Genomic DNA, 18991 nt, shown 5'->3' with positions numbered 1-18991 from the left:
CTGACCGCCAATGCCGGCTTCCCCTACCTCGTCACCAATTTCCTGAACGTGCCGGTCAGTCAGACCCTGAGCATCCTGCCCGACGTGGTCTTCAAGTTCTCGAATAGCAGCCCGCAGCTTCAAGTAGACGGCCAACTGCTCGTCGCGGGCAGCAGCGCGCAACCGGTCACCTTTACCGCACTGACCGATGATGCCATTGGCGGCGATACCAACAACGACGGCGCGGCCACTTCGCCCACGCCTGGCTACTGGCAGAGCATCATGGTCCGCAGCGGCGGCAGCGCCTCCCTCGACCACGCCGTCGTCCGCTACGGCGGCTACTGCTACGGCTGTGCCGGCGGCGGCATCGTGTACAGTGGCGCGGCGCTCAGCTTGACCAATTCCGTTGTCGCCTACAACGTCAACAGCGGCCTGCTCGCCACCGGCGCCGGCCTCACCGTCAGCGCCACCCAGTTTCTCACCAACACCGCGTACGGCCTGTACGTCTATGGCAACGGCCAGACCATCAGCCCGCTCATCCGCAACAACACCTTCACCGGCAACACCACCTGGGCCGCGTACCTGAGCTTCGCCGCCGCCAACGAGTATCTCACCGGCGATGCGCGCATGTCCGGCAACAACGGCTCAAACAACGGGCTTAACGGCATCGGCCTCTATGGCACCATCACCGCCACCACCGTGCTGACCGCCAATGCCGGCTTCCCGTACGTGGTGAATAGCTTCCTGAACGTACCGGTCAGTCAGACGCTGAGCATCCTGCCCGACGTGGTCTTCAAGTTCTCGAATACCAGCCCGCAGCTTCAGGTAGACGGCCTGTTACAGGTCATTGGGACGGTTGGACAACCGGTCACCTTCACCGCGCTGACCGATGATGGCGCCGGCGGCGACACCAATAACGACGGCGCGGCTTCCTCGCCCACGCCCGGCTACTGGCAGAGCATCATGATCCGTAGCGGCGGCTGGGCTGAGATCGACCATGCCGTCGTGCGCTACGGCGGCTACTGCTATGGGTGCACTGGCGGCGGCATCGTCAATACTGACGGGACATTGGACGTCATCAGTTCCACAGTAATCTATAACGGCTATACCGGCATCCTCGTGTCCGGCGTGGCAGCGACAACGATCCACTACAGCAGCCTGTACAGCAACACCAGCTACGGCGTGGCAAACAGCGGGGCGGTCATGGTTGATGCGCTGAATAACTGGTGGGGCGATGCCTCCGGCCCGGCGCCGTATGGCACCGGCAACGCGGTCAGTGGCAGTGTGGATGTCAGCCCGTGGCTCGCGAGTGCGCCTTGATGGGCGATGCTCGCCAGCCTCGTCAGAGAGGCTCGTACTTCTGCGCCCTGTATTGATGGCCCATGCCTGCTGCAACAAAACAGCGTGGCGAACCGACAGACTGTCGGTTCGCCACCCTTTGTTGTGCTCGTGGGTTCGCTGAGCACCGCGCATAGTTGTACAGCGGGGCCAAGACTCAACTCATAGCGTATTCACTCTAGAATTTCGGGCCGATCGGCCGCCGCACACCCTCGTGCGCCTCGATCACCTCGCCCGCCGCGAGCGCGATGTCCTCGCGGAAGCGGCGCGTCACGATCTGCACGCCGAGCGGCAGGCCGTCGTGGCTGCCGGTCGGCATCGCCAGCCCCGGCAGTCCCAGCACCGGCAGCATTAACTGGAAGCGGAGCGCCTCGAGCGTGCGCCGAGCGCCGTCCATGCCGTTCGTGTCGGTCCCGACCGGCAGCGCAACCTCGCCACAGGCGGGCATGACGATGATCGCATACGTCTCCATGAAGATTTGCCACTTGCGGATCAGCGTGTCGCGCTCGCCCATCGCGTTGAGCAGGGAAGCCACTTCGTTTGACGCAGGCCGCATTGCGAGCCAGGCGTTGATGAACGTCTCCAGTCCCGGATCCGCCAACTGTTTCAGCGCCGGGCGCAGCGTCAGGTTAAGTCCGGGCAGTCCGAGCGGGTGCCACAGTTCGGAGACGCGCAGCAACTCCGGCGGGCTGACCTCCTCGACCCTATAGCCGGCCGCCGCCAGGTAGCGACCGGCCCGCCGCACCGCCTCGACCACGGCCGGCTGCAGCGCGATGCCGTCGGGGTTCGTGACGAGCGCGACGCGAATCGGGCGCGCCAGCGGCTCGCCTTCCAGCGGCGCAGGCACCCAGAGCGGGTCGCGCGCGTCGCGGACCGACATCACGCCGAGCGCCAGCCGCACATCGCGCACCGAGCGCGCCAGCGGCCCCTGTACCGACATGAGCTGCGAGCCGAACAGGCGGTCGGACGTCGCGCTCATGTTGCCTGCCGCAATGCGGCCCGGCGTGGGGCGCAGGCCGACGATACCGTTGCAGTATGCGGGCCAGCGCACCGAGCCGCCGATGTCATTGCCCTGCCCGATCGCGCCGATGCCGACCGCGATGGATGCGCCCGCGCCGCCGCTCGACCCGCCGCAGGTGTAATCTTTGTTGTGCGGGTTCAGCGTCAGCCCGTGCAGGGCGTTATCGGTGAAGGCGCGCATGGCGAAGGCGGGCGAGTTGGTGCGGCCGATGAAGATCGCGCCGGCGCGGCGCAGGCTGGCCACCGGCGGGCTATCGCTCTCCGCAATCAAATCCTTGAACATCACGATGCCGTTGTCGGTCGGGCAGCCGATCTGGTCGACGTTGATCTTCGTCGTGACCGGCACACCATGCAGCGGGCCGACCGGCTCCCCGGCGCGCAGGCGCGCATCGGCGCGGTTCGCCTCGGCGCGCGCTTCGTCGGCCAGCACGCGCACCACGGCGTTCAGCTTCGGGTTCACGGCGTCGAGCCGTTTCAGGTGCGACTCAACCGCCTCCACCGCCGAAACATGCCCGGCGCGGATTAGCGCGGCCAGGTCGGTTGCGTCCAACTGCCAGAGTTCGTTGCTCATCGGGGTCTCCAGTGTGAGGGTAATGTACCGGGCTAATCACGGGGACTTTTCAAAGTCCGAGACCAAGCTACCCCCATCCCTACCTTCCCCCGTTCGCAACAGCGGCGAATAGGGGAAGGAGCGAATCCCCTCGCCTGCGACGCCGCATTTGCGTCGCGGGAGAGGGTTAGGGAGAGGGCAGATCCGACTTTGAAGAAACCCCGGGGCTGGTCAGCTAATCGGAAGTCCGTTGACAAACCGCGCGGCCCTTCCATAACCTTTGAATAGTCCTGGGCACTGAGATGCAGTCCTATGAATCGCTGTCGTCCCGCTTGCGGTTCATCACGCGCAGCCAGTAGTCGATGCTGTCCACTTCCTCGTCCTGCTTCGGGCGCACGGTTGGGCGGGCCGGCGACTCGGCTGGCTGCACGCGCTTGGGCGGCTCCGCGTCGTCACGCGGCGCGTTGAACAGCTTCAGCCACTCGTCGATGTCGTCGTCGCCGGCGGACTTGCCGCCTTTGGCCGTCGCGCCGGCGGTCGTTGCCGGGCGCGCCTTGCCCGTCGGCGGTTTGGGCGGCGCGGGCGGGTGCGGCGGCGGCTCCTTGAAGAAGCGCAGCCAGTACGTCACGTCACCTGCGGCGGGCTGCTCCGGCTTCTCGGGCGGCGGAGGCGGAGCGACCGGCTTCTGCACGCGCGGCTTGCCGCCTGCCGCCAGCCACTCGGCGAACTCCTCAGACAGCATCGTCTTCGCACCATGACGACGCACGGCGCGCTGCACGGCGTTGTCGCTGCTGATGACCGTGAAGCTGCGCGGGCTCCTGGCGTCCTTCACGATCCGCGCGATCATGTCGTCGGCCGCCTCGCCGCGCTTCGCGAAACGCACGATGATATTGCCGTCGTGCGCGTGCATGTCGTGCCAGCCGCCGTTCCCGTCGCGCGCCGGGTCGAAGACCACGGCGATCCGCTCGTGCGGGTTCATCGCCCGGTAGTTCTCCAGCATGCGCACGAGCTTCGCTTCGTCGTCCTTCTCGCCGAGCGAGATGTTGGAGAGCTTGCCGATCAGGTTGTGGCCGTCGATGAGGAGCATGTCAGTCCGCCAGCTTTCGCAATTCGTCCTCGCTCAGCGTCGGCACGCCGAGCGTGCGCGCCTTGTCGAGCTTGCTGCCCGCCGCCTCGCCGACGACAAGGTAGTCGGTCTTCTTGCTGACCGAGTCGGTCACCTTGCCGCCATGGGACTTGATGAACCCGCCCGCGTCCTCGCGGCTCATGCTCGGCAGCGTGCCGGTGATGACGAACGTCTTGCCGGAGAACGCGCCGGAGGCGGCGGCCGCGCGCGGCGCGGCCTGGGGGTTGACCCCTGCCTTCGCCAGTTTTTTGATCAGCTTCCTTGCCGCCGGATGCTGGAAGTAGTCCACGATGCTCGTCACGATCTCGTCGCCGAGGCCGCGTATCTCGTCCAGTTGCTCGTGCTTCGCCTTCGAGAGCGCATCCAACGAATCGAAGTGCGCCGCCAGCAGTTCCGCGATGGTGCCGCCGACGTGCCGAATACCGAGCGCGTAGATCAGCCGCGCCAACGAACGCCCCTTGCTCGCCTCGATCGCCGCCATCAGGTTCTCGACGCGCTTCTCGGCGAAGCCTTCCATCTCCAGCAGTTCGTCGCTGTGCTTGTGCAGCGTGTAGATGTCGGCTACGTCCTTCAGGAAGCCGTGCTCGACGAAGACGACCGACAGCTTCTCGCCCAGTCCCTCGATATCCATCGCGCCGCGCGAGGCGAAATGCTCCACCTGCCGCACCAACTGCGCCGGGCAGAGCGGGTTCACGCAGTACCAGGCCGCCTCGCCTTCGGCGCGCTCCAGCGCCTCCGCACATGACGGGCACACGGTGGGGAACGCGAACGGCGTCTCGTCGCCGCTGCGTAGTTCCAACACCGGGCCGGTGATCTGCGGGATCACCTCGCCGGCGCGCTTGACCTTCACCCGATCGCCGATGCGAATGTCGTTGGCGCGGATGTAGTCTTCGTTGTGCAGCGTGGCATTGACGATCGTCACGCCGCCGACGCGCACCGGTTCGAGCACCGCGTACGGCGTGATGACGCCGGTGCGGCCGACATTGACCTTGATCTCCAGCAGGCGCGTGACCGCCTCCTGCGACGCCTGCTTGAAGGCGACCGCCCAGCGTGGCGCCTTGCCGACGGTGCCGAGTTCGGCCTGCTGCGCGAAGTCGTTGACCTTCAGCACCACGCCGTCGGCTTCGTAGTTCAGCGTGTCGCGCGCCTTCAGCCAGCGCTCGGCGTACGCAATCGCTTCCTCCACGTCCGCGCACAGTTTGGAGTCGGCGTTGACCGGGAAGCCGAGCGCGCGCAGATAGTTCAGTGCCTCCCACTGTGACGCCACGTTCGCGCCGCGCAGCTCGACGATGTTGTAGGCGAACAGGCGCAGCGGCCGCGTGGCCGTGATCTTCGAGTCGAGCTGACGCACCGCGCCGGCCGCCGTGTTGCGCGGATTGGCGTATGCTTTGCCGCCTGCCGCGACGACTTCCAGATTCATGCGCGCGAACTCATCGATCGGAAAGTAGACCTCACCGCGCACGACCAGATGCTCCGGCGCGGCTCGTTCGTGCTCGGCGCGCTTGGCTCTCCCCTTGCGCGCCGGGCCGACCACCGGCACCTGCAAGGGAATCGTCCGCACCGTCCGCAGGTTGGCGGTCACGTCCTCGCCCTCGACGCCGTCGCCACGCGTTGCGCCGAGCGTGAGCGCGCCGTTCTCGTAGTGCAGGACGACCGTCAGCCCGTCGATCTTCGGCTCGGCGACGATCTGCACGCGAGCATCGGCGGCCAGCGCTTTGCGCACGCGCTCATACCAGGCGCGCACGTCGTCGGCGCTGAAGGCGTTGTCGAGCGAGAGCATCGGGGCCGGATGGCGCACGGAGCCAAAGTCGGCGCGGCGCGTGCCGCCCACCCGCTGGGTCGGCGAGTCGGGCGTCGCCAGTTCCGGGTGCGCCGCTTCGAGCGACTTGAGTTCGTTGACCAGCGCGTCGAACGCCGCGTCGGACACTTCCGGCGCATCGAGCACATGGTAGCGGTGGTTGTGATAGTTGATGGCAACGCGCAATTCAGCAGCGCGCGCGGCAAAGTCACGGGATGGCATATGGTGGTATAATTTTTAGTTGGTACGCAAGGAGCCCTGAATGAACCCAATGGCGCCGGCCCAGCCGGTTGATGAATTGCGGCGCGCGATCGCCGACGTTTTCGATGTATTTTCCGTCACCGAGGCCAAAGAGCCGCGCGGCGCGGTCGTCTTCCGCGGTCGGTTGACGGTCGACTCGGACCGGGCGTTCAACACTATTCGCCCGCGCTTCGAGCAGATCGGCTACACCCCGCTCATCGAACCGTGGCAGGACGGGCAGTCGGTCATGGCGCTACCCGGCGTGGTCGTCGTCAAGCCGTCGAACCCGATGATCAACCTCGTGCTGTTCCTGCTGACGATCGTCACGACGTTCCTGACCGGCGCGCTGTACAGCGCGAACCTCGACGCGCTGCTGGCCGGGCAGTTCGCCACCAGCGGCTTCAGCTTCTTCGACGGCTTCACATTCGCCGCGAGCATCATCCTGATTCTCGGCGCTCACGAGCTGGGCCACTACTTTGTGGCGCGCTATTATGGCGCACCAGTGACCCTGCCGTACTTTATTCCGATGCCGCCGCTCATCAGCCCGATCGGCACGATGGGCGCCGTCATCCGGCTCAAGGCGCCGTTCGTCAACCGCAAGTCACTGTTCGATGTCGGCATTGCCGGACCGCTGGCCGGGCTGGTGTTTGCGGTGCCGGTGCTGCTCATCGGCCTGGCCATGTCGCACGTCGGCACCTGCCCCGGCACCTGCCTGCAGGAAGGCAACTCGCTGTTCTACCTTGCGGCAAAGTACGCGGTGTTTGGCAAGTTCCTGCCGCACGACGGGCTGGACGTGCAGCTGTCACCGGTGGCGTGGGCCGGTTGGGTCGGGCTGTTCGTCACGGTGCTGAACCTGCTGCCAGCCGGCCAGTTGGACGGCGGGCATATTGTTTTTGCCATTCTGGGACGACGCGCGAAGTACGTCGGCTACGCCGTGATCGGCATCATGCTCGTTTTGGCCCTACCCGCCTTGCCAGAGTTTTTTGACAGGCCGGCCTTTCGCGTCGATCTCTCATTCATCGGATCGCTCCTTGGGATGCCGGGACTGTACTATCCGGGATGGTCGGGCTGGCTTGTGTGGGTCGCCCTGATCTGGTTCACTGGCGTCAAACACCCGATACCGCTCAACGACGTGTCCGAACTGGGCATGCCGCGCAAACTGCTCGGCGTGCTGGCCATCGTGATCTTCATTCTGTTGTTCACACTGCTGCCATTTTCGATTTCGCAGTGAGTTTAGGCGCGCGCGGCGACTTCGTCAAGCGCATCGGTCCACCATGAGCAATCTGCCTGCCAACCCCAATCACGCGCGCGCCATCGAGGCGTATCGCGCGGCACGCTACGACGAGGCGCTGCGCCTGCTGAACACCGCGCGCGCCGAGGCGCAAGCGTCCGGCGACAGCGCGGCGGAAGCACGGGCGCTCAACGACTTGGGCGTCGTCAATCAGCACATGGGGAAGCGTGACGAAGCACGCGTGCAGTTCGAAGCGGCGATCGCGCTCTTCGCGCAGGCAGGCAACGAGCATGCGCGCGCGCAGGCGCTGGGGAACACCGGCACCCTGCTCGGTGAGATGCGCAACCCGCGCGATGCGGCGGCGCGGTTGGAGCAGGCACAGGAGATCTTCACGCGGCTTGGCGACAAGCAGAACGCCGCGCTGACACTCAAGTGGCTGAGCCGGATGTACATGCAGAACTGGAACTTCGTGGAAGCGATCTTTGCGTACGAGCGCGCGCTGGCGCGGCTCGAACCGCTGCCGCCCGGCCAGGCACTGCTGCGCCGCTTCCTGCAAATCCCGATACGCATCCTGCAGCGATAAAGCAACTAACCGCAGAGGGCGCAGAGAACGCAGGGAAGACAACTTCTAACCGCAAAGGACGCAAAGAAGAAGCTCTATTGCTGATAATCCGGAGATTGGTTTTGTCTCTGCGTCCTCTGTGATCTCTGCGGTTTAAGGTCTTATCCTTTGCGCTCTTTGCGTGCTCTGCGGTTAATCTAGAACGGAACGAACGTATGCCTCGCGATCTGAGCAAACACTGGGATGTCGGCGTGACCGGCGCGGTCGTGCACGACGGCCGGGTGCTGTACGTCCAGCGCAACTACGAGCCGAACAAGGGCACCTGGACGCTGCCCGGCGGCTACGCCGAGCACAACGAAACGCTCGACGAGGCGATCCGCCGCGAGATCCGCGAGGAGACCGGCGTCGAGGTCGCGGTGCGCGACGTGATCGGCGTGCGCACACGTCACGACAAGTTCGGCGCGGTGCTCGTCATCTTTCGCGCCGCGCTCGCCTCCGGCACGCCGCTGGCCGACGGCCACGAGATCGCCAACGCGCGCTTCATGACCGCCGACGAGATCAGCGCGCTGGAGCCGGTGTTCGCTCTCTCGCGCGAACTTGGCCTGCGCGCCCTGCGCGACGATGCGCACGGCCTGACCGAGACCGCCGTCCCGCCGTCCAGCAATGAACGCTGGAAGGCGTTCATGATCTAAACACGGGCGTTGTCTTTCTCTCCCGATTGTCGCTCTCATCGCTTCCGCAGCCTATTACATGCAATCCCAGGAAAGCACCAAACCCAATCGGCTGGCGTTATTCCGCTCCCGCCTGTCTAAGCCCCAGGCGCAGCCGGCCTTCGGGCTGGTGCTTCTGCTTCTCGCAGCCGCCGCTGGTTACCAGTTCCGCTTCCTGTTCACATTCGTAGACGAGGGCGACAACATCATGGCGGGCTGGCTCGCAACGCGAAGCCTTCGCCTGTACGCCGACGTAGCCACCTATCATTTCCCGTTTGAATACGGCCTCATCTGGAGCACGATTGTTCTGTTCGGAAAGTCGATCGGCGCTATTCGCATGGCGGCGCTCGGCTTTAACCTGGTCGTATTTGCCGCCACGATGTGGGCCACGCGACAGTATGTCGCGGTTGGCTTTGTAGCGCTGGCCTGGTGTCTATCCGGCCCGTTCTACTTCGGGCACATGGCTACCTACCATGCGCTGACGGGGCCGCTGATCGCGTCCGTCTTCCTGATCACGCTGATGGCGTTACACACGGACGCTGCGCTGAGGCGCGGCGCCGGCATCGTCCTGGGCCTCTGTGCCGGCATTGCGCTGATAGCCAATCCGCTTATGGCCGCTCCACTGGCGGTGGCCGGCGCTGCGCTCGCGCTGCGACGCACATGGGGGCGACAATTGGCACTGGCAGCCGGCGTGGCCGGCGTGATCGTGATCGCCGGCGCGCTTGCCTTAGTTTTAGCCGGCACGCTGGCCGCCTTCTACGAGCTTGCCATCCGGTTCACACTTGATGTCTACAGCCAATATCCGCTGGGTCCGCCGCTGCCGCCGGATGCGCTTGCGCGCGGCATGCTGGCCGGGCTGTATATGCAGGGCATAGGCTGGATGAACAACGTTCCGCCGACGTTTGCATGGAGCGAAATCACTCCGAACTTCGTCGACCAGATAGCATTCACCGGGCTGAGCCTGCGTTGGGTGGCCGTGTTGGGTACGGCTGCGCTGGCGTTCCGCAAACAGTGGGTCGCAGCGTGTTTCACCTACATCTTTCTGCTGGCAACTCTGCTACGCGCGCGGGATTTCTTTCAGGTAGCGCCCTATATCGTACCATCGTTGATGTTCGGCGTATGGCTCATCGTCACACGCAGCAGTGCGCGAGGCATATCGCGTTGGCTGTCCCGCCTGGCGGGGATAGCGGCAGCGCTGACGATGGCATGGATGATATCGCGGGATGCACTGTACGCCACAACTCAATCCGAGCGCCTCAGCTTCGAAGCGTCCTGGGGAGGATATGTTGCACGCGCGGGAGAATTGCGGCGACTAACGTGCGAGCGCGACGACGTAAGCATGCTTTACTATCCGCTGGATTCGATTTTCTATTTTCTTGCGGACATACCACCCGCATCGCGATACCAGGTGGTCTATCAATGGACTGCGGATACGCTGCCCGTCACGATCGCGCGTTTAAGCCGCGGCAAGCATCTGGTCTACGTCGACTGGAGCAAGTCAATCTGGGGCTACAAGGTCAGCGACTATGCGAAACCGCTGGCCGAATTCCTGAATGCGAACTACGTGGCGAAACCGGGCAACATCTACCTGTCACCGGAGTTGGCGAAGTTGTGCCCATGACAACGCGGTGCGGGCACACAGAACGCGGCGAGCAAGCAAGCGGCGCGTGTGCTGGACACGCGCCGCTTGCGCCTGACACTAGAGCGCTTTTTTCGGAATGATCTGATACGGCATCTATGAGCGTCTTTGCGAGCCCCCGCAGGGGGTGAAGCAATCTCGGCTTTCGGCGTGTCGAGATTGCTTCGTCGGCTTCGCCTGCTGCTCAGAAACTTCACCGGCTATCGGTCTGGTCATACGCCCCAATCCGTCATGCCGGCATGGTTTTAGCCGGCCTGCACGCCCGCATGTGACGCGTGTGCAGGCCGTGGATGCGTCCGCCTGGATTCCGGCTTTCGCCGGAATGACGTCTTGGATCGGCCGCGTCCGAGTTTCTGCCACCTCGTAATGACAATTCGCGTATCGGTTGTTTCTGGAAACCGCCCTAATCGGGGCGATGCTGCTTACCCCGTCTACACCCCGAACGTAATCACCCCGCGCGCCACCGCGCCGCCCTGCAGCGCCGCATACGCTTCGTTGATCTGGTCGAGCCGGTAGGTGCGCGCCACCATCTCGTCGAGCTTGAGCCGCCCCTGCTTGTAGAGGTCGAGCAAACGCGGCATGTCCACGCGCGGCCGCGAAGAGCCGTAGAACGAGCCTTTGAGCGTCTTTTCCTGCGTCGCCAGCATGCGCGCGTCGATCAGCGCCATGTCGCCGTCGCGCGCCATGCCGACCTCGACCGCCGTGCCGCCGATCCGAATCGCATCAAACGCCTGCTGCACCGTCTTGGCGCTGCCGAACGCGTCGAAGGCGTAGTCCACGCCGACGCCGGTCAACTCGCGCACCTTGGCCACCACGTCGGTGGTACGCCCGTTGATCGCATCGGTCGCGCCCATCTCGATGGCGAAGTCGAGCTTGTCGTCGAACAGATCGACGGCGATGATGCGCCCGGCGTTCAGCAGGCGCGCGCCCTGGATCACGCTCAGCCCGACGCCGCCGCAGCCGATGACCATGACGGTGCTGCCCGCCTCGATCTTCGCCGTGTTGGTCACCGCGCCGACGCCGGTCGTCACCGCGCAGCCGACGAGCGCGGCGCGGTCGAGCGGCACATCGGCGCCGATCGGCAGCAACTGTTCCTCGGGAATCACAGCGTACTCGGAGAAGCAGGCGACGCGCGCCAGGTGATAGACCGGCTCGCCGTTGCGGCTCAGGCGCGTGGTGCTGTCGTACAGCGTGCCGGCCGGCGTGTTGTGGCCGGAGCAGAGCATCGGGCGGCCGATCGTGCAATAGTAGCACTTGCCGCAGTTGGGCCGGAAGACGAGGATGCAGTGGTCGCCCGGCTTGACTGATTTGACGCCGGGGCCTGGGCGCTCGACGACGGCCGAGCCTTCATGGCCGAGCACCGCCGGCCGGGGGAACGGCCATTCGCCCTTCATGTAGTGCAGATCGGAGTGGCAGACGCCCGCGGCGGCGATCCGCACCAGCACTTCGCCTTCTTTCGGCTCGGCGAGATCGAGCTCCTCGATGACCAACGGCTTGTTCACTTCATGCAGGACGGCGGCTCGTGTCTTCATGGTAGGTCTCCTTGGGATGAAGGCCGGCACCGGGTGCAGCACTCCGGCTCGGCAGCGACATGCGCTGCTGCATTATACCCCGAACGCAGCGAAGAACGTGCTACGGCCCGGGGTTGAAGACGGTCACGCTGTATGAGAAGGAGCGACTGACGCTGTTGACCAGGACGTTTTGCACGTTGACGACATAGGTCGTATCAGTCAGCGGCACGGTCCAGCTCGCCGAGGAGTTGAGCCCGAGCGGGATCCAGACGAGCGTGTTTTCGCCGTAGCCGTTGGCCACGGCCGACTGTGCCAGCGAGACGCCCGACCCGTTCGATGTCATCTGTACCGTCGCGCCGCTGAAGTTCGCGCCGCCATAGGCGAACGACCAGCGCGGGTAGACGACCGTGTACGGCACATAGCCGGGCGGCGGCCACGCAACATACTCTTCGCGGGTGGCCGGCCGCGGACTGCCATAGCGGCCATCGAACACCCACAGATCGTTGGCGGTCGTTCCTCCCGGGATGTCGCCCGTGCCCATCTCCCGTGTCTGCGGGTACAGGATCCAGCGGCGGTGGCCCGCCGCCGTGTTGCCGGAGCCGGGATCTTTCATATACAGGCTCATCGCGTCCCAACCGTACGCGCCGAGCGCGAGGTTGGAGCTGCCGGCTGCCTCTGCGCCAGCCGCAGTGTAGCAGGTCCACCACACCGGAGGCGCGTGGCTCAGGGAGATGTTCGCGCTCATCATCAGCGCGGACGCCTGGGCCTTCTGGTTGAACGTACCGGAGAACGTCACCGTGGCCGAGACGCCGGCCATGGCGCGGAAGTAGTTGATGCGCAGCAGGACGGCATCGCGAAACGCGGCATCGGTCGCGCCGGGGTTGCACGGGTTCTGTGTGCCCGTCCAGTTGGGGGGCGGCCCGGCGGGCACGTAGTAGCGGTTGTAGAAGTCGAGCGACGCCTGGCGGCTCTGCGGGTTGACGGCGAAGACGTTGTCGCTGCGCCAGATGATCGGCAGGTAGGCAACCGCCGTGAGCGTGCCGGACGGGCGCAGGCCAGTTGCTGGTACGCGAGGAGCAGTCGGCGCGCCGGCCGCACCCGCCGCCGCCGACAGGCCCGCCCATGAAACGGCCAGCGCCAGCAGCGTCGCCGCCAGACTGACCGCCAGCGCCGCTGCTCGTTGAGTCCACATAAGTTTTGGGCTGAAAATCGCACTCTTCGACAGGCTCAGGGTCCGCAGGCTCAGAGTACGCGCAGTCGTCGCCTGAGCTTGTCGAAGGCGGCAACTGGGTGCACCTTACCCTTCGGCAAACTCAGGGCGCGTGTTGGCCCATTGAAAGCCATTTGTGAGCCGCTCGACTACGGGTGCGGGTACAGCGAGTTGTATTCCGGCTGTCGGCGCAGGTACAGCACGTACGCCGGCATGCCCGCCCGGTACTGGTAGCCGGCGAAGGTCATGGTACGCACCTCGCCGTTTTGTGTTGCTCCATCGGCGTTGAAGTGGTAGCGGATGATCCACGGATGCTCGCCGTTGATCGTCGTAGAGTAGTCCTGGGTGACCTCGGTGATCTGCCCCTCCGCCGTCTCGCCGGTGCGCAGCGCCTCGACAACTTTGCCGGCGTGCTGGAGCCGCCAGACGAGCAGGCCCCAGCCCGGCACGGCAAAGAGCAGCCCGATGAACGCAAAAATCAGCGTCGAGGGGTCGCGGATGGAAAACGTGCTCAGCCCGACGCATGTGAAGATCGAGCCAATGAGCGCAAAAACGAACCCGATGATGCCCCACGCTTCCGCGACCATAATCCGCACGACATATGATGAGGAGATCGGGCGCGGCGGCGGGGGCGGCGGCTCCGGGCGAGCGGGTTGCGTTAGCTCGGACGCCATCTGCACATCTTGTCCAGCCACGATCTCGATGCCAGGGAATGCGGGCACAGCGGGCGAGTCGGGCGGCTTCGGCAGCGGCGCGCCGCGCGATTTGCAGTTGGAGCGGTATTCGGGATAGGTCGTGCCGCAAAACGGGCAGGTGGTCATGGTCGCGGGTGATCCTCGGCGAGAATGGGAATACCCCGAATGATACGGCAGCGCCGAAACAGCGCCAAACGTGGCCGGCGCGCTACTTCAACGGCATCAGCACGAGCGTCTGAATCTGCTCCGGCGCGACCTGGTTCGGATCGTTCATGTACAGCTCGTACCAGACCCCGGTCGTCGCCAGCCCCTGCTCCTGCACGTACGCTTGCAGCGCGTTATAGGCCGCTTCGAGCGCATCGTACGAGCCGAAGTGCATGACGGCCGCCATCCGGCCGCCGGGCAAGGTACCCGGCTGAATATCGCCCTTCCCCGGCAGCGCCTTGCCGACCGGGAAGCCGATCTCCACGTCCATCTCCTGGCCAGCCATGTTGAAATAGCCGGAATACGGCATACCGGTCGGCGGCTGGCGCAGTTCCACCAGGTACCGACCGATCTCGCCGAACCAGCGGCCCATGACCTGTGGCAAATCCTGCGCCTTCGCGCGCACGCGCACGCAGAGCGTGGCTTGCGCGGGCATCTCTCTGATCTCACACTGATATTCCATCGCACTCCTCCTTGCAAAGCAACGCCTACTTCAGTTCAATCAACGCCAGCGTCTGGTACTGCTCCGGCGGAACTTCACGGGGGTCGTTCGCGTACATCTCGTACCAGATGCCGGTGGTCGCCAGCCCCTGCTTCTCGATGAACGCCTGCAGCGCGTGGAACGCATGCGGAAGCTGGTCGTACGGCCTCACATGCATGACCGCCGCCATCTTACCGCCGGGCAGCGTGCCGGGCCGGATATTGCCTTTCGGCGGCAGTGGCGCGCTGACCGGGAAACCGAGCTCCACGTCAATATCATCCCCTAATACTATTTCAACTTGGTCATGTTCTCATAGCGATTGCGCAAGTGCAACTGCCGCCCCCTCATCCCCTGGCCCCTTCTCCCCCGCGCGCGGGGGAGAAGGGGAAAAACTAACGGGGGTTGGCGCGGCGGCTACGCCGCCGCGCCAACCCCCAGTGACTTGCTCCCCCTCCCAGCTTCGCTGGGAGGGGGCTGGGGGGAGGGCAGAATTTGGCGGCGTGCCATGTGCTCATGCGACATGCCCATGGAGACATATCCAATTTGAAACAGTATAACATGGTGAAATAGCGCGCATACGGCATGCCGGCCGGCGGCTGGCGCAGCTCGACCATGTACTTGCCGAGCTCACTGTACCAGCGGTCGAACGCCTGCGGCAGATCCTGCTTCGTGCTGTGAATTCGCACGGACAGCGTATTCTGCGCCGGCATCTCTGAAATCTCGCAGTGGTAGTCCATCGCTATCGCTCCGTTTCTGTAGACCCGCCCGTGCAGGCAGTCTCCATACTGCGGTCAGGATACCGCCAGCTCTATGGCTTGCTTCACCGCCAACTTCGCCCCCTCACTCCACGCGCGCTCCAGCGCCGCCGGTTCCAGCGCGGCGCGCAGGCGGTCCTGCGCCGCGTCGTAATCGCCGCGCTCGTGCGCCCACATCGACGCATTCGCCCGGTCGCGCATGGCTTGCGCCGCGCCAAACAGGCGAGCGGCGCGCTCCGCCTCCCCGTCGTCGAGCACGAGCATCGCCAGACATTCGAGTTGATGGGCGATCCCGCCCTGGTTTCCCACCTCGTGAAACCAGTGTATCGAATCGCGGTATGCCGCCCGCGCCTCGGCGCGCAAGCCCTGCTTGCGCAGGACGTGCCCAAGTTCCGCCACCATCGAGTGACTGAAGCCGCGGTCGCCCGCCTGACTAAAATCGGCGAGACTCTGTTCGATCCATGTCTGCGCCACTTGCAGGTCCCCGAGAATGCTCGCCACACGCGCCGCGTTCATGGCGGCCATGCCATGCGTCCACGGGTTGCCGAAGCCGTGCGCGACGCGCATCGCTTCCTCGGCCAGCGCGATCGCCTTGGCACGGTCATCGCCGCGCATGGCGATGGCAAGCGCCTGCATAGACAGCGAGATGGCGACGGCGCCCCTCCCCATCCAAAACCGGGGCGTCGATTCGTCACGGCTGATCTCGTACGCTTCGCGCGCCTCCGCCTCGCTCGTGGCAGCGTCTCCTCCGATACCGTCGTAAACGGCCAGATTGCCCAGGGCGTACGACAACAGACCGGCGTTGCCGAGTTCACGCGCCAGCGCCACGGCTTCGCGCACCAATACCCTGCCACGGGGCATATTGCCCATCGCCATACAAGTGGTGCTGAGATTGGCCAGGCCAGCCGCAAGCGCCTCGCGTCGCTCGGCCGTTTCGGGCGGCGGCAGGCGGCGCACACGCGCGATGGCGTCGCTCACCCGGCGATCGCATTCCGCCATGCGTGAGTTGCGCTGAAACGCAAAGTTGATACTGTTCGCCAAGCGCAGGGCGCTCAAGGGGTCGCTCTCGGCCAGCCAGTCATAGGCTGCGCCAAAGTTGCCGGCATCAACATCGAACCGGGCAACCCATGCCACCATGTCAGGCGCGAACAGGTGCGTTTCATACTCCGCCGCGAGCTGCGTAAAGTAGCGCGCATGTCGCTCGTGTACGGCCACGCTCTCGTCCGCCGTCAGCAGCTTGTCCCGCGCATACTGCCGCACCGTTTCCAGCAGCCGGTAGCGCGACTGCTCGCCATCTTGCTGCACCCCGACCAGCGACTTGTTGACGAGCTGGCCGAGAATTTCCAAGACGTCATCAGTGAACAGTGAACGGTGAACAGTCAACGCTCCGTCACTATGCGCCGTTGACCGTTCACTTTCCACTGTTGACTGTTCACTGTTCACTAGTGACTGCTCGCTGCATACCGCTTCCGCCGCTTCCAGCGTCCAGCCGCCCGCGAAGACCGATAGCCGGCGCAGGATGGCGCGTTCCGCGTCGTTCAGCAGGTTCCACGACCAGTCGATCAGCGCCTGCAGCGTTTGCTGGCGCGGCAGCGCGGTCCGGCTCCCGCCCGCCAGCAACCGGAAATGCTCGCGCAAACGCGATGCAATTTGCGCCGGCGTCAGCAGCCGTACTCGCACCGCTGCCAACTCGATCGCGAGCGGGATGCCATCCACCCGCCGGCAGATCTCGCAGACCGCCTCAGCATTTTCGGCCGTCAGCGCGAACGCCGGCTGTACCGCCTGGGCCCGCTCGACGAACAGCCGCACCGCCTCCGATTGCACCAGTGCGTCGGGCGTCGTGCTGCCCTCCGCCGGCAGACCCAGCGACGGCACCTGATAGATCGTCTCGCCGCCAATGGCCAGCCCTTCGCGGCTGCTCGACACGATCTTCACCTGCGGCCCGGTCTGCAGCAACCGCTGGGCCGCCTGCGCCGCCGCGCCAATCAGGTGTTCGCAGTTGTCCAGCACCACCAGCAGTTGCTTGTAGCGCACGTAGTCTTCCAGCGCGCGCGCCAGGGTCACCCCGGGCTGCTCGTGTACGCCGAACACAGCGGCGATCGTCTGCTCCACCTGTGCCGGATCAGTGATCGGCGCTAGTTCGACAAACCAGACGCCGTCGGGGAAGTGGTCGATCATGTCGGCGGCCGCTTGCAGTGACAGCCGCGTCTTGCCCGTCCCGCCCGGGCCGATCAGGGTTAGCAAACGAGTATCGTGCAGCAGCCGCGTGACCTCGGCCAACTCGACCGAGCGACCGACGAACGATGTGAGTTGTATCGGCAGGTTGTGGCGGTAGGCGCTCAGCGACTTGAGTGACGGAAACTCGCGCGGCAGATCGGAAACCGCCACCTGGTAGACGTGCTCCGGCTGCGTCAGGTCTTTCAGCCGCTGCTCGCCGAGGTCGAGCAGGCTGGCGCCGTCAGGCAGGCGCTCGCGCACGAGAGCCATCGTCGCGCCGGAGAGCAGCACCTGGCCGCCGTGGCCGATCGCCATCAGCCGCGCCGCGCGGTTCAGCGTGCCGCCGAAGTAGTCGCCGTCGCGCGCTTGCGCTTCGCCGCTGTGCAAGCCCATGCGTACACGGATACGCGGCGCACCGTCTGCGGACGGCTCCTGCGCCCGCAACGCGCGCTGTGCCGTCAGCGCCGCCTGCACGGCATTCATAGCCGACCCGAACGCCGCCACCACCCCGTCGCCGGTCGTCTTCACCAACTCGCCCCGCTGTCCTTCAATTGCGCTCCGCAGCGCAGCATCGTGCGCCGTCAGCGCCACCCTCATCGCCTCCGGGTGCCGTTCCCATAATTGCGTGCTCCCCTCCACATCCGTGAATAGAAACGTCAGTACACCTGATGGAAACATTATCGCTGCTCCCCCATCCCCCAGAATGCCGTCAATTCTACCAGACTCCCGGCACCAACCGCCAGCGCACCTGCTGCGCGTACTCCGCGTAACCGGGCACGTTCTGCTGGAGGAACTGTTCTTCACGCACAATGCGCGTCGCGGCCAGCGCGATCACGGGCACGCTGGGAAGCACCGCCCACGCGGAGCCGAGCATCAGCGGCAGGCTCGGCATCAGCAGGCAGATGGCGGCGTACATCGGGTGCCGGACCACGGCGTACGGGCCGGTGGTAATGATCGTCTGCGCCTCCTGCGGCTGGACGGCGCGCGAGAGGTACGGGTTTTCGCGCAGAACGAGGAAGTACAGCCATTCGGCGGCGGCGACACCGGCAAAGCCCAGCGCTTGCAGCCACCACGGCACCTGCGACCAGCCAAAGCGCACCGCATCGAGGCCGGGGAGCACGAAGTATGGAAGAAACGCGAACAGAGCCAGCCAGAGGATCACTCGGTCCCAGAGCGGCTGGCCGGCGGAGAACGGCTCCTTGCGTTTGGCTAATCGCTCTGGCGCGCTGCGCACCATCCAGCGCACCAGCACGACAGCGTACGCGAACTGCCCGAGCAGAAAGAGCCACGCGGCAGGCCAAACAAGGGTGCCGGCCATGGCGAACCAGAAGCCGCCGAAGACGGCCAGGCCGATGCCGTACTGCAGGATGATTCGCACGACCGATGGCTGGGTCTGCATGGCACTCCTTTCCGCGCCGGGTGCTCACTTCCAGTTTACACCCATCGGCAGGGCGGGGCAACGGCATGGCTATCGCGTAATGTGCTTTACGACGCAGGTGGCTGACCAAGTAGACCCGAAGGGTTTTCAGAGACGCAGCGCAGCGCGGAGATCTACGGCAAAACCCTTCGGGTCTGGCCTGGGCGCCAGCAATTCTCAATTTGGCTTTGTACGGGTACTTTCCAATGCCGCTTGCGATGCGCTGGCTCTCAGGCGCTTGTCACGCAAGCTGGCCCGCCGAAAAAGTGGCGCTGCCCTCCCCCCCGACCCCCTCCCAACTTCGTTGG

The 18991-nt window shown here is 65.1% G+C and carries 16 protein-coding genes; 5 read left to right on the top strand and 11 right to left on the bottom strand.

All coding sequences use genetic code 11. The features are described from left to right. Nucleotides 1–1299: hypothetical protein (locus HZB53_16795; GenBank protein MBI5879307.1), on the top strand; the 1299-nt coding region annotated here is incomplete at its 5' end. Nucleotides 1300–1495: 196 nt separating this feature from the next. On the opposite strand, the gene HZB53_16790 is transcribed toward HZB53_16795, so the two are convergent. The 3 genes from HZB53_16790 to ligA form a co-directional block, all read right to left on the bottom strand. Further along, entirely contained in the window at nucleotides 1496–2908 is a 1413-nt protein-coding gene (locus HZB53_16790; protein ID MBI5879306.1) for an amidase family protein, read from the bottom strand. A gap of 289 nt (nucleotides 2909–3197) precedes the next feature. Then, nucleotides 3198–3974 carry an NYN domain-containing protein gene (locus HZB53_16785; protein ID MBI5879305.1) on the bottom strand — a complete coding sequence of 259 codons (777 nt, stop codon included), beginning with the start codon at nucleotides 3972–3974 and terminating at the stop codon, nucleotides 3198–3200. A 1-nt stretch (nucleotide 3975) separates the two neighbouring features. Further along, a complete protein-coding gene (ligA, locus tag HZB53_16780; protein ID MBI5879304.1) occupies nucleotides 3976–6033 on the bottom strand; it encodes an NAD-dependent DNA ligase LigA in 2058 nt (685 codons plus the stop codon). A 40-nt stretch (nucleotides 6034–6073) separates the two neighbouring features. On the opposite strand from ligA, the gene HZB53_16775 reads away from it, so the two are divergent. From HZB53_16775 to HZB53_16760, 4 genes are all read left to right on the top strand, one after another. Continuing rightward, a complete protein-coding gene (locus HZB53_16775) occupies nucleotides 6074–7282 on the top strand; it encodes a site-2 protease family protein (protein MBI5879303.1) in 1209 nt (402 codons plus the stop codon). A gap of 43 nt (nucleotides 7283–7325) precedes the next feature. Continuing rightward, nucleotides 7326–7865, top strand: coding sequence for a tetratricopeptide repeat protein (locus HZB53_16770; protein MBI5879302.1), 540 nt, complete (start codon nucleotides 7326–7328; stop codon nucleotides 7863–7865). A 194-nt stretch (nucleotides 7866–8059) separates the two neighbouring features. After that, nucleotides 8060–8536 (top strand): NUDIX domain-containing protein, encoded by a 477-nt coding sequence (locus HZB53_16765; GenBank protein ID MBI5879301.1) that lies wholly within the window; start codon nucleotides 8060–8062, stop codon nucleotides 8534–8536. Nucleotides 8537–8594: 58 nt separating this feature from the next. Then, nucleotides 8595–10175: a hypothetical protein gene (locus tag HZB53_16760; GenBank protein MBI5879300.1), complete on the top strand. Its 1581-nt coding sequence runs from the start codon at nucleotides 8595–8597 to the stop codon at nucleotides 10173–10175. Between the two features lie 449 nt (nucleotides 10176–10624). Here HZB53_16760 and HZB53_16755 read toward each other — a convergent pair whose 3' ends face one another. The 8 genes from HZB53_16755 to HZB53_16720 all read right to left on the bottom strand — a co-directional run bounded on the left by HZB53_16755 (nucleotide 10625) and on the right by HZB53_16720 (nucleotide 18665). Then, nucleotides 10625–11725: a Zn-dependent alcohol dehydrogenase gene (locus tag HZB53_16755; GenBank protein ID MBI5879299.1), complete on the bottom strand. Its 1101-nt coding sequence runs from the start codon at nucleotides 11723–11725 to the stop codon at nucleotides 10625–10627. Between the two features lie 100 nt (nucleotides 11726–11825). After that, nucleotides 11826–12896, bottom strand: coding sequence for a CAP domain-containing protein (locus tag HZB53_16750; GenBank protein ID MBI5879298.1), 1071 nt, complete (start codon nucleotides 12894–12896; stop codon nucleotides 11826–11828). Between the two features lie 167 nt (nucleotides 12897–13063). Next, a complete protein-coding gene (locus tag HZB53_16745) occupies nucleotides 13064–13735 on the bottom strand; it encodes a hypothetical protein (GenBank protein ID MBI5879297.1) in 672 nt (223 codons plus the stop codon). Between the two features lie 82 nt (nucleotides 13736–13817). Then, nucleotides 13818–14276, bottom strand: coding sequence for a GyrI-like domain-containing protein (locus HZB53_16740; protein MBI5879296.1), 459 nt, complete (start codon nucleotides 14274–14276; stop codon nucleotides 13818–13820). A gap of 25 nt (nucleotides 14277–14301) precedes the next feature. Continuing rightward, nucleotides 14302–14562: a GyrI-like domain-containing protein gene (locus HZB53_16735; GenBank protein ID MBI5879295.1), complete on the bottom strand. Its 261-nt coding sequence runs from the start codon at nucleotides 14560–14562 to the stop codon at nucleotides 14302–14304. A 124-nt stretch (nucleotides 14563–14686) separates the two neighbouring features. Then, the gene (locus tag HZB53_16730; protein MBI5879294.1) at nucleotides 14687–15031 is read right to left on the bottom strand and encodes a hypothetical protein; all 345 of its coding nucleotides are present in this window, start codon (nucleotides 15029–15031) and stop codon (nucleotides 14687–14689) included. 54 nt (nucleotides 15032–15085) lie between these two features. Then, entirely contained in the window at nucleotides 15086–17944 is a 2859-nt protein-coding gene (locus HZB53_16725) for an adenylate/guanylate cyclase domain-containing protein (protein MBI5879293.1), read from the bottom strand. A 37-nt stretch (nucleotides 17945–17981) separates the two neighbouring features. Next, nucleotides 17982–18665 carry an isoprenylcysteine carboxylmethyltransferase family protein gene (locus HZB53_16720; GenBank protein MBI5879292.1) on the bottom strand — a complete coding sequence of 228 codons (684 nt, stop codon included), beginning with the start codon at nucleotides 18663–18665 and terminating at the stop codon, nucleotides 17982–17984. Between the last annotated feature and the right edge of the window lie 326 nt (nucleotides 18666–18991).

Source organism: Chloroflexota bacterium (assembly GCA_016235055.1).
Lineage (GTDB): Bacteria > Chloroflexota > Anaerolineae > JACRMK01 > JACRMK01 > JACRMK01.
Note: the sequence above shows the minus strand (reverse complement) of the source record. Positions and strands in the feature narration are given on the sequence as shown.